We start from the raw sequence: 11434 nt of genomic DNA, 5'->3' as shown, positions 1-11434 counted from the left end.
CTCCCCCCATCCCCCCGGTCACCCCCCGCCTTTTGTGTGTGGTGGTTAATGTCGGCCCGGCCGACTTCCCGCTCCACCGCGCGACGGTGGCGTCAGCAGGAGATGGTGCCGCCGCCGACGTTGGTGCCGAGCACGCCGGTGAACTTCTTGAACAGGTTGATCCGGTCGTTGCGCTCGTCCGGGTTCTTGCCGTTGCACTCCAGGTCGCCGTTGATGGCGCGGATGGTCTCGCCGAAGCCCCGGTTGTTGACGACGGCTTCGTGCGGGGTCATCGCCCCGGCGCCCTTCTGGGTGTCCCAGAACCAGAGGCCGGTCTTCCATGCGACGGCCGGGTCCTTTTCCATCCTGTACGGGTCGTGCAGCAGGTCGATGTGCAGGGCGTCGCCGGCGGCCTTGTAGTTGAAGTTCCAGCTGAGCTGCAGCGGCCCGCGACCGTAGTACGCGGACTGCCCGGCCGGGCAGCCGTACGGCTGCGAACGGTCGCAGTAGTGGCTGTAGTTGGCGGTGTTCCGCTCGACGACGTACCTCAGCCCGCCGGTCTCGTGGCTGACGTTGGCGAGGAAGGCCGCCGCCTCGCGCTTGCGGGTGGCGGCGTCGCCGGTCGCGGCGAAGCCGGGGTAGGCGCTCAGGGCGTCGATCAGGCCCCTGTACGTGTAGAAGGGGTTCCGGCTCGGGAACATCTGGTTGAACTGGGCCTCGCTGACCACGAATGAGCCGGCGGCGGCGGCCTGGGTGGCGGTTGGCCCGGCCAGGACGAGGGTGCTCAGGACGGCGGCCGAGGCGCCTGCGGACAGCACGCGGGAAAGCTTCATCACTTCCTCAACAAGTGGCTGGTGAACGGTGCTTCGCTCTCGAAGCACCGGGGCCATCGTGGTGCGCGGCTCCCGCGATTCGACACTTTCCATGGTCTAAACCACTCGAACGGGTTGTATCCGATCGAGGAGCCGGGGCGGCATTCGCCGAAGGGTGATCATCTCGCCGTCAGGCGCACCGGATAGCCTCATCCGCGCACGAGGAACGGGCGAACACGGCGCGACCGGGGGGCAAGGGCATGGCGCACACCGACGACGAGGGCGACGAGCGGCTGGCGGCCGAGGGCGAGGTGGCCGTCGCTCGGCTGGCGATCGACTCCGGGGACCTCGCGCACGCCGCCGACCACCTCTCCGACGCGATCCTCTCCGACCCCCAGCTGCCCGAACTACACGAGGCACTGGCCGAGTTGTGCGCGGCGGCGGGCGGCCCGGCGGCGGCGCGCGAGCTGTTCCCGCTGGACGGCGAGGTCTACCTCGGCACCGTCGTCTGCCGTGCCCACGTGGAGGCCGCCGCCGGGGACTGGGACAACGCCGTCGGCCTGCTCGCCTCGGCGATCCAGCACGAGCCGGCCCGCCCCTGGGCGCACGCCGCCTGGCTCGCCCGCGAGGACCTGCCCGCCCTCGTAGACCCGGACGCCGTCGCCCAGGCGGTGGCCCGCGCCGCCGGCGCCCTGCCCGACCGGCTGCCCGCCGAACTCGCCGACGCCGTGAGGCCCTTCGACCGCTTCGTGCAGGCCGTACTGGCCCGCAACGGCGAGCACGCGCTGCTGCTGGCGATGGCCTCCGGTCTGACCCGCCGCCTCGGCGCCACCGCCCGGGCCGTCGAACTGGCCCAGCGCGCCCACCGGTCGGCCCCCGGCTACCTGCCCGCCGTGATGCTCGGCAACGCCCTGCGCTCCGACGGCCGGCCCGAGGCGGCGCTCGCCGTCTGGGAGGACGAACTGGCCCGGGAGGCGCCGGAGAAGGACAACTCCAGCAGCTACCTCGCCGTCGACGTGGCCGAACTGTACGGCACCCTCGGCCGCCCCGCCGACGGCCTGCCCTGGCTGGACCGGGTGCTCGCCACCGCCCCCGACCACCCCAAGGCGGCCCCGGCCCGGTTCGGGCTGCGCCACGCCCTCGACGGCGACCCGGTGCACCTGCTCGGCCTGGCCGACCACCACCGCGCCCACCCCGACCACGAGTACGCCCAGGACCTGCTGGAGCGGCTCAGCCACCGCGAGCCCTGGCTCGGCATGGTCTCCGGCGCCACCGAGGCGACCGTCAACGTGCTGCACCAGGTGCTCGGCGCCGAGGGCACCGGCCGCGACACCGAGATCGACTGCACCGCCTCCGCCGTGGAGCCGCCCAGCTCGGTGCTGGCCGTCCAGCTCGCCCTGCCGCGCTCCACCGTCTCCTACCGGTCCGTCGGCGAGCCCGACCCCCGGCTGCCGCTGACCGAGCCCACCACCCGGATCTGGTCCTGGGACGGCACCGACCCGCGCCCGGCCGTCGCCCAGCCCGCCCCTGCGAGCGCCGAACTCGTCCGCGCCACCGCCGAGATCGTCTGGCCGACCATCCCCGGCGCCTACGACCACGCCGTCCGACTGGCCGGGCTGCCGCTGGACGAACTGCTCGGTGTGCTGGTCCACCCGCCATTGCCCCGCGAGGACGACCTCGGCCGCGCGCTGCTCGCCCACCAGCCCGAACTGTGGGTGCGCGCCGTCCAGGCCTTCGCCTGCCTCGGCATCGCCCACCACCGCACCGACCAGCCGTGGGAGGGCTCCGAGCGCCGCCGGGTGCTGCGCGACCTGCTGCTCGGGCCGGAGGACTGGGTGGTCGAGGCGGCCGGCTTCGCCCTGGTCGCGATCGGCTGGACGCACCCCGAGACCCGGGCCGACATCGCCGAGCTGCTGCGGCAACGGCTGGAGTACAGCGCCCGGGCGAGCCGCAGCCGGGCGGTGACGATCCTGCGCTCGCTCGCCGCCCTGGCGCTCGCCGCGCCGTGGATGGAGTCGGCCGACCGTGACCTCGCCAGGCACCTGCTGGCGGAGGCGGACGGTCAGGACGGTGGGGGCCGCCGTGGCGGCGGGGAGGCCGAGGCCCGAGAGGAGCCGGTGGAGCCGGGCGCGCAGCAGCAGCCCGGGCCCCGCCCCGGCCTGATCCGCCGTCTCTTCGGCCGGAGCTAGCGCTACCCGCTACCCCACCCCCGGCAGCGGCTCCTGGTCCACCTCGAACCGTGCGACCCGCTCCGCCGGGTCGCGGCACTCCGGCCCCAGCCGCAGCATCCGTGACTCCGGGTCGTGCAGCGGCCGGTGGCAGCGGCGGCAGGTGACCCGGGGGCGGAGGGCCTGGGTGGTGTCCGTGCCGGGGAGTGGCTCAGGGCTGGTCATGGGGAGACGGTAGCCGCCGTGAAAGGATCCGGCCCATGGCCACGGACCGCAGCAGCGCAGGAGACCCGGCACGCACCCTCGCCCTGCTCTGGGGGCAGACCGCCGAGGAGAAGCCCGGCCGGCGCGGCCCGAAGCAGGCCCGCTCGACCGGCGAGATCGCCGCCGCCGCCATCGCCGTGGCCGACGCCGAGGGCGTGGACGCCGTCACCATGCGCCGGGTCGCCCAGGAGCTGGGGGTGTCCCCGATGGCGCTCTACACCTATGTGCCCGGCAAGGCCGAACTGCTCGACCTGATGCTGGACACCGTCTACGCCACGATGCCCCGCAGCGCCCCGGCCGACGAGGGCTGGCGGGCCAGGGTCACCGCCGTCGCCGACGACAACCGGGCGCTGATCCGCGCCCACCCCTGGGTCGCCGCCGTCTCCACCAGCCGCCCGCCGCTCGGCCCCGGCCTGATGGCCAAGTACGAGTACGAGCTGCGCGCCTTCGAGGGCACCGGCCTGCCCGACGTCGAGCTGGACGCCGCGCTGACCCACCTGCTCGGCTTCGTCCAGACCTGCGCCCGGATGGCCGTCGACGAGCGCGCCGTCCAGCAGGACAGCGCGCTGACCGACGCCCAGTGGTGGGAGGCCAACGCCGAACTGCTCGCCCGGGTCTTCGACCCCGAGCGCTACCCGGTCGCCGCCCGTGTCGGCGCCGCCGCCGGGCAGGCGCACGGCGGCGCGTACAGTCCGGAGCACGCGTACTCCTTCGGGTTGGGCCGGGTGCTGGACGGGCTGGCGGCGCTGATCAAGGAGCGGTAGGGCGCCCGTCGTACTCCTCGCGGGCACCGGCGACGGCGCACATCCGGGACTCCACCCAGTGCGCGAGCGCCGAGACGTGCTCGGCGGCCTCGCACCCGAGCGGGGTGAGGCCGTAGTCGACCCGGGGCGGGATCGCGGGATGGGCCGCGCGCAGCACGAAGCCGTCCCGCTCCAGGGCCTGCAGGGTCTGGGCGAGGCGAGCCGGCCCTGCGCACCGGGGACCTGGCCCGGCTGATCGGCCGCCCGACCGTCCCGCTGGTCGAGTCCGTCCGCGCGGCGCTGGGCGCCTGGAGCGTCCGGGTGCACAAGGCAACCGCCTGACCAGCGAGAACGCCGGATCCGTCCAGTATTCAAACAATGTCATGACCAAAATCCGGAAACGGAGATGACATCCTGCCCTCCCGCCCGCTACCGTCACCCCGATACATCGCGCGCGCGGGAGGGCACTCGGCCATGCCACAGACAACCCAGCAGGACAGCGGCGGAGGCCTCTGGTACGGCATGGCGGCCTACGGCATCTGGGGGCTCTTCCCGCTGTTCTGGCCGCTGCTGGAGCCCGGCGCCGCCGACGACATCCTGGCCAACCGGATGGTCTGGTCCCTGGTCGCCGTGGTGCTGATGCTGGTCGCCCAGCGGCACTGGAGCTGGATACGCCCGCTGCTGCGCCAGCCCCGCCGACTCGCCATGCTGGCCGGCGCGGCCATGGTGATCTCCGTCAACTGGGGCGTCTACATCTGGGCCGTCAACAACGGGCACGTGGTGGAGACCAGCCTCGGCTACTTCATCAACCCCCTGGTCACCATCGCCTTCGGCGTCCTGCTGCTCAAGGAGCGGCTGCGCGGCACGCAGTGGACGGCCGTCGGCATCGGCGCGGCCGCCGTCGCGGTGCTGACCGTCGCCTACGGGCAGCTGCCCTGGATCGCGCTGGTCCTGGCGCTCTCCTTCGCCACCTACGGCCTGCTGAAGAAGCAGGTCGGGCTGAGCGGGCTGGAGAGCCTGGCGGCGGAGAGCGCCTTCATGTTCCCCTTCGCCCTCGGCTACCTGATCTACCTGGAGGTCGGCGGGCACGGCACCTTCGGCCACACGGCGCCCGGCTCGTACGGCTGGGGGCACTCGGCGCTGCTGATGCTCAGCGGCGTGATCACCGCGATCCCGCTGCTGTTCTTCGGCGCGGCGGCCGTGCGGGTGCCGCTGACCGTGCTCGGGCTGCTGCAGTACCTGGCGCCGGTGTTCCAGTTCCTGATCGGCGTCGCCGTCTTCCACGAGTCGATGCCGCCCGCGCGCTGGGCCGGCTTCGCCCTGGTCTGGGCCGCGCTCGCGCTGCTCACCTGGGACGCGCTGCGCCAGGTGCGGGCCGGGCGGGCCGCGGTCGTGCCGCAGCCCGCCCCCGTACGGCGGGAAGCCGTCACGCGCTGACGTGTCTCAGGCGCCGATACCGCTCATGCGCTGACGTCGCTCATGCGCTGATGTCACGGCTGGTGAACCGCGACCAGGCCGCCGAGCCGAACACGGCGACGTAGGCGGCCTGCAGACCGAGGTCCTTCCACACGCCGTCCCAGTACATCGGTTCGCGCAGCAGGTCCGAGAAGCTCATCCAGTAGTGGGTGAACAGGAACGGCCGGATCGCGTCCAGCTGAGGGAAGGCGTCCAGGATCTGCACGGTGATCACCAGGCCGACGGTCGCGGCCATCGCCGCGATGCCGCTGCCGGTGAGGGTGGAGACGAACAGCCCGATCGCCACCAGCCCGGCCAGCGAGACCGCGACCACCCCGGCCACCAGCACCGCCCGCAGCAGCGCGTCGGAGAAGCCGATGGTGTCCCCGGAGATCAGCGTGACCTCACCGAGCGGGAACAGCGCGGCGCCGGTGGCCAGCGCGGACAGCGCCACCGCCGCCGTGGCGGCCAGGCAGAACGCCAGCCCGGCGGTGAACTTGGCGGCCAGCAGCCTGGTCCGCCCGGCCGGGGCGACCAGCAGGTAGCGCAGCGTCCCGGTGGCCGCCTCGCCGGCGACCGAGTCCCCGGCCACCACACCGACCGTCATCGGCAGGAAGACCGGCAGCGCCACCCCCAGCGCGGTGAACACCAGGAACAGGCCGTTCTGCGTGGTCTGCGCGATGAAGCTCGCTCCACCGCCGCCCTCGTGCGGGCTGTCGGTGTTGAGCTTGACCACCACGCCGATCAGGATCGGCAGCACCGCCAGGATGCCCAGCAGCACCCTGGTGCGCAGCCGGCGGAAGGTCAGGTGCAGCTCGTTGCGGAACAGCGCCAGGAATCCGGCCGCGGTCTGCGGTCGACGGCCGGCCGCCACCGGCACCGCCTCAGCCTGCGACATCGAAGCCCTCCCCGGTCAGCGCCACGAAGGCGTCCTCCAACGTGCCCCGCTCCAGCCCGAATCCGTGCACCCGCACCCCGGCCTCGACCAGCGCCGCGCACAGCTTGGGCAGCACCCTGTCGCCCTGGGCGCCCAACTCGCCGTCCACCCGGCCCTCGCCGGGCACCAGCGCGCCCACCTGGTGGGCGGCCAGCACCTCGGCGGCCTGCGCCACGTCGGGGGTGCGGACCACCAGCCGGCCCTGGGCCCGGGCGGCCAGCTCGGCGACGGTGCCCTGCACCAGCAGCCGGCCCCGGGACATCACCGCCGCGTGGGTGCAGACGTGCTCGATCTCGTCCAGCAGGTGCGAGGAGAGGAACACCGTGGTGCCCTCCGCCGCGACCTCCCGCACCAGCGCCCGGATCTCCCGCATGCCCTGCGGGTCCAGGCCGTTGGTCGGCTCGTCCAGCACCAGCAGCTCGCGCGGCTGCAGCAGCGCGGAGGCCAGGCCCAGGCGCTGCTTCATGCCCAGTGAGTAGGCGCGGGCCTTCTTCCCGGCCGCGGCGCTCAGGCCGACCCGCTCCAGCGCGGTGTCCACCCGCTGCCGGCGGGTGCGCGGGTCGGCGGTCGGATCGGCGGAGTCGAAGCGGATCAGGTTGTCCCGGCCGGAGAGGAAGCCGTACAGCGCCGGGCCCTCGATCAGCGCGCCCACCCGGGGCAGCACGGAGGCGACGGACTGCGGCATCGACTCGCCGAGCACGGTGGCCACGCCGGAGGTGGGGGCGATCAGGCCCATCAGCATCCGGATGGTGGTGGTCTTGCCGGAGCCGTTGGGGCCGAGGAAGCCGAACACCGAGCCGCGCGGCACGGTCAGGTCCAGGCCGTCCACGGCGAGCTGATCGCCCCGGAAGCGCTTGGTCAGGCCGCGGGTTCTGATCACGTCATCGGTGTGGGAGGGCGGAGAAGCGGGAGCGGGGGCCGGGCGCAGCGCGGCGCCCGTACCCCCGGCCGACTCCGTAACGTCCCCCGTTACGGGAGTCTCGGTCATGCGTCAGTTCACCCCGGCGGCGTGCTGCAGGACCGGCAGGGTCACCGCGCCGGCGAAGACCCGGCCGTCGTCGGTGAGCAGGACGTTGACGACCTTGGTGCTGATCAGCGTGCCGCCGCCGACCGGCTTGCCGAGCGACTTGACCAGTGCCTGCGGGTTCACCGGCCGGCCGTGGTGCTTGCCCTGCTTGCCGTCGCCCTTGGACTCGCCGACGGGCGCCTCGACGCTGCTGGGCAGCTGCGCGGAGACCACGGCCGTCCAGCCCTCGCCGATCACGTTCACGCCACCGTGGTCCTTGGCGGTCCCGCCCTTGGCGGCTTCGCCCTTGCCGGCGTGGTCCTTGGCGGCCTCGTCCGCCTTCCGCTCCGTCACCTTGGCGCCCTTGGGTACCGTGAAGTCGAAGGTCTTGGCGGCGGGCTTGGCGAAGGACACGTCGGTGAAGTGGACGTCCAGCACGGTGGAGCCGTCGGTGGACTTCACCACCACCGCGAGCGGCACCCCGTTGTCGGCGGCCACCGAGATCCGCACCTCGGCGACCGTCGAGCCGGACTGGGTCGGCTTGACGCTCAGCTGGTACGCCTTCTGCCCGGCCACGCTGGCCGTCCCGGTCACGGTGACCGAGGTGGTGCCGGCGCTCGTGGTCAGGAACTGCTTGGCGGCCTCCTGCGGGGTGGTCGGCACGCCGGTCAGCGGCGCCTTGGAGTGCTGCTCGGCCGCCGGACGCCCGGTCAGGTGCACCGCGCTGTTGGTCGAGCTGTCCCAGGCCCAGCTCTGGTCGCCGTTGCGGACCAGGGTGTAGCCCGCCATGTTCTCCATCAGGTCCACCCGCTGGCGGTCCGGCCCGTCCACCGCGACCCGCAGGGTCTGGTCCCCGCCGAGCAGGCCGAGCAGCTTGGCCTGCGGGTCCGCCGAGGAGCCCTTGCCCTGCTCGCCGCCGCCGTGCCCGGCCGCCGCGGCGAGCCCGCCGGCCCCGCTCAGCAGTTGGCTGGGCAGCCCGAGGTCGGTCGAGACCGACACCGTCCCGGACAGGGTCTGCGCGTCGGAGCCGAGCACCTTGGCCACCAGCTGCTCCGCCGAGACGGTCGGCAGGTCGGGCGGGGAGTCGGCGGCCAGCGCGGGCACCAGCCCGACCCCGGTGGCGATCACCGCGGCCACCGCCAGCGGCACACCGGCGCGTACCAGGGTGCGCCGCCGCGAACGGAACGGCACCCCGCCGTCCTGCTGGTCCCCCACCGCCGTGTCATTGGTCATGGCGTCCTCAACTCCTCCGTGAACCCGTGTGATTGGCACTGCCCTTCCATTAGAGGTCGGCGCCGCCGCCGCGTCATCGCCCTGCAGGGCCAGATCGGGGTGAACCTGGTGGGTACATCGACCCTGAGACGGCCTCAGGGTTGGCTCCTCCGAACGTACGACACCTGGCGTAGGGTCGCGCCATGGACGGAACCGCCATGGACGCAAGCAACCCCCCGACCGCGAACGCGATGCGGCGCGCTCTGCGCCGCGCCCGGGACGGCGTCGCCCTCGATGTGGCCGAGGCCGCCGTGCTGCTCCAGGCCAGAGGCGAGGACCTGCGCGACCTGTGCGCGAGTGCCGCCCGGGTGCGCGACGCCGGGCTGGAGGCGGCCGGCCGTCCCGGCGTCATCACCTACTCCAAGAGCGTCTTCATCCCGCTGACCCGGCTCTGTCGCGACAAGTGCCACTACTGCACCTTCGCCACCGTCCCCGGCAAGCTGCGCCGGGCCGGGCACGGGATGTTCATGTCCCCGGACGAGGTGCTCGAGGTGGCCCGGCGCGGGGCCGAACTCGGCTGCAAGGAAGCCCTGATCACGCTCGGCGACAAGCCCGAGGACCGCTGGCCCGAGGCCCGCGAGTGGCTGGACGCGCACGGCTACGACGACACCGTCGCCTATGTGCGGGCGATGTCCGTCCGCATCCTGGAGGAGACCGGCCTGCTGCCGCACCTCAACCCCGGGGTGCTGAGCTGGACGGACTTCCAGCGGCTGAAGCCGGTCTCCGCCTCGATGGGCATGATGCTGGAGACCACCGCCACCCGGCTGTGGAGCGAGCCCGGCGGTCCGCACTTCGGCTCCCCGGACAAGGAACCGGCCGTCCGGCTGCGGGTGCTGGAGGACGCCGGCCGAAGCTCCGTCCCGTTCACCAGCGGCCTGCTGATCGGCATCGGCGAGACGTACCAGGAGCGCGCCGAGTCGCTGTTCGCGCTGCGCAAGGTCTCCCGGGCGTACCACGGCATCCAGGAACTGATCCTGCAGAACTTCCGCGCCAAGCCGGACACCGCGATGCGCGGCATGCCGGACGCCGAACTGGACGAGCTGGTCGCCACGGTGGCGGTGGCCCGCCACCTGCTGGGCCCGACCGCCTGCCTGCAGGCGCCGCCGAACCTGGTGGACGGCGAGTACGAGCGGCTGATCGCGGCCGGCATCGACGACTGGGGCGGCGTCTCCCCGCTCACCCCGGACCACGTCAACCCCGAGCGCCCCTGGCCGCAGATCGACCGCCTGGCCGAGCGCTCGGCCGCGGCCGGCTTCGACCTGCGCGAGCGCCTCGCCGTCTACCCCGAGTACGTGCTGCGCGGCGAACCCTGGCTGGACCCGCGGGTGCTGCCGCACGTCCGCGCCCTGGCCGACCCGGCCACCGGCCTGGCGAACCCGGACGCCGTGGTCCAGGGCCGCCCGTGGCAGGAGCCCGAGGACCTCCCGGAGGCGTACGGGCGGACCGACCTGCACGCCACCATCGACACCGAGGGCCGCACCGGCGACCGCCGGGCCGACTTCGAGGACGTGTACGGCGACTGGGAGGTGCTGCGCGAGCAGGTGTTGGCGAAGGGCGCGCCCGAGCGCCTCGCCGGCGACCTGCGCGAGGCGCTGAAGGTCGCCGCCGACGACCCGACCAGGCTCACCGACGACCACGCGCTGGCACTGTTCCACGCGGACGGCCCGGCCCTGGACGCGCTGTGCCGGATCGCCGACGACGTCCGCCGGGACGCGGTCGGCGACGACGTCACCTACTGCGTCACCCGGAACATCAACTTCACCAACGTCTGCTACACCGGCTGTCGCTTCTGCGCCTTCGCCCAGCGCCGCACCGACGCCGACGCCTACACCCTCTCCCTGGAGCAGGTCGCCGAACGCGCCGCGCAGGCCTGGGAGGTGGGCGCCACCGAGGTGTGCATGCAGGGCGGCATCCACCCGGACCTGCCCGGCACCGCCTACTTCGACATCGCCCGCGCGGTGAAGGAGCGGGTGCCCGGCATCCACGTGCACGCCTTCTCGCCGATGGAAGTGGTCAACGGCGCGACCCGGACGGGTCTTTCGATCCGCGACTGGCTGCAGCGGGCCAAGGAGTCGGGCCTGGACACCATCCCGGGCACGGCCGCCGAGATCCTGGACGACGAGGTCCGCTGGGTGCTCACCAAGGGCAAGCTGCCGGCCGCGACCTGGGTCGAGGTGGTCACCACCGCGCACGAGCTGGGCATCCGCTCCTCGTCCACGATGATGTACGGGCACGTGGACACCCCCAAGCACTGGCTCGGCCACCTGCGGCTGCTCGCCGACATCCAGCAGCGCTCGCTCGGATCCGGCGGCACCGGCGGTTTCACCGAGTTCGTCACCCTCCCGTTCGTGCACACCAACGCCCCGGTCTACCTGGCGGGTATCGCCCGGCCCGGCCCGACCGTCCGGGACAACCGCGCGGTGGTCGCGATGGCCCGGCTGCTGCTGCACCCGCACATCCCCAACATCCAGACCAGCTGGGTCAAGCTGGGCGCGGAGGGCGCGGCCGAGATGCTCCGCTCGGGCGCCAACGACCTGGGCGGCACGCTGATGGAGGAGACCATCTCGCGGATGGCCGGCTCGGCGTACGGCAGCTACAAGTCGGTGCGCGACCTCCAGGCGATCGCCGAGGCCGCGGGCCGCCCGCACCGCCAGCGCACCACCGTCTACGGCGAGGTGCCGGCCGAGCGGCAGGCGGCGGCGCTGGCCTCGGACGGGCACCTGCCGGAGCTGCTGCCGGTGCTGGACTGAGACGGGCCACGGGACCCCGGTCGTCCCAAGGGCTCGTCTTCAAACGCC

Annotated in this window: 9 protein-coding genes and 1 pseudogene; 4 read left to right on the top strand and 6 right to left on the bottom strand. The window is 73.4% G+C overall.

Translation table 11 applies throughout. The features are described from left to right. Positions 1-92: 92 nt before the first annotated feature. Entirely contained in the window at positions 93-812 is a 720-nt protein-coding gene (locus tag ACWC9T_RS16730) for a chitinase (protein WP_449821780.1), read from the bottom strand. A 239-nt stretch (positions 813-1051) separates the two neighbouring features. Between ACWC9T_RS16730 and ACWC9T_RS16725 the strand changes: the two genes are divergently transcribed. After that, positions 1052-2980, top strand: a complete 1929-nt coding sequence (locus ACWC9T_RS16725) for a tetratricopeptide repeat protein (protein ID WP_449821779.1) — start codon at positions 1052-1054, stop codon at positions 2978-2980. Between the two features lie 9 nt (positions 2981-2989). Here ACWC9T_RS16725 and ACWC9T_RS16720 read toward each other — a convergent pair whose 3' ends face one another. Further along, the gene (locus ACWC9T_RS16720) at positions 2990-3184 is read right to left on the bottom strand and encodes a DUF6011 domain-containing protein (protein WP_355670112.1); all 195 of its coding nucleotides are present in this window, start codon (positions 3182-3184) and stop codon (positions 2990-2992) included. Positions 3185-3219: 35 nt separating this feature from the next. On the opposite strand from ACWC9T_RS16720, the gene ACWC9T_RS16715 reads away from it, so the two are divergent. After that, complete coding sequence (locus ACWC9T_RS16715; RefSeq protein ID WP_449821778.1) at positions 3220-3987, top strand: TetR/AcrR family transcriptional regulator; 768 nt, start codon at positions 3220-3222, stop codon at positions 3985-3987. Here the strand turns inward: ACWC9T_RS16715 and ACWC9T_RS16710 are convergent. Beyond that, positions 3974-4183, bottom strand: a pseudogene (locus ACWC9T_RS16710) (winged helix-turn-helix transcriptional regulator); the annotation flags it as partial. The gene ACWC9T_RS16715 and the pseudogene ACWC9T_RS16710 sit on opposite strands and share 14 nt — an antisense overlap. A 257-nt stretch (positions 4184-4440) precedes the next feature. On the opposite strand from ACWC9T_RS16710, the gene rarD reads away from it, so the two are divergent. Then, the gene (gene rarD / locus ACWC9T_RS16705; protein ID WP_449821777.1) at positions 4441-5403 is read left to right on the top strand and encodes an EamA family transporter RarD; all 963 of its coding nucleotides are present in this window, start codon (positions 4441-4443) and stop codon (positions 5401-5403) included. A 40-nt stretch (positions 5404-5443) separates the two neighbouring features. On the opposite strand, the gene ACWC9T_RS16700 is transcribed toward rarD, so the two are convergent. From ACWC9T_RS16700 to ACWC9T_RS16690, 3 genes are read right to left on the bottom strand one after another with little or no spacing between them, the layout of a single operon-like run. Then, on the bottom strand, positions 5444-6319 hold the full coding sequence (locus ACWC9T_RS16700) for an ABC transporter permease (RefSeq protein ID WP_449821776.1): 876 nt from the start codon (positions 6317-6319) through the stop codon (positions 5444-5446). Further along, on the bottom strand, positions 6306-7346 hold the full coding sequence (locus ACWC9T_RS16695; protein WP_449821775.1) for an ABC transporter ATP-binding protein: 1041 nt from the start codon (positions 7344-7346) through the stop codon (positions 6306-6308). The genes ACWC9T_RS16700 and ACWC9T_RS16695 overlap by 14 nt, the downstream gene beginning before the upstream one ends. A gap of 3 nt (positions 7347-7349) precedes the next feature. Then, positions 7350-8597 (bottom strand): LolA family protein, encoded by a 1248-nt coding sequence (locus ACWC9T_RS16690; protein ID WP_449821774.1) that lies wholly within the window; start codon positions 8595-8597, stop codon positions 7350-7352. A gap of 182 nt (positions 8598-8779) precedes the next feature. On the opposite strand from ACWC9T_RS16690, the gene ACWC9T_RS16685 reads away from it, so the two are divergent. After that, positions 8780-11386, top strand: a complete 2607-nt coding sequence (locus tag ACWC9T_RS16685; RefSeq protein ID WP_449821773.1) for a bifunctional FO biosynthesis protein CofGH — start codon at positions 8780-8782, stop codon at positions 11384-11386. Positions 11387-11434: the final 48 nt, after the last annotated feature.

This window comes from Kitasatospora sp. NPDC001159 (assembly GCF_053598235.1).
Note: the sequence above shows the minus strand (reverse complement) of the source record. Positions and strands in the feature narration are given on the sequence as shown.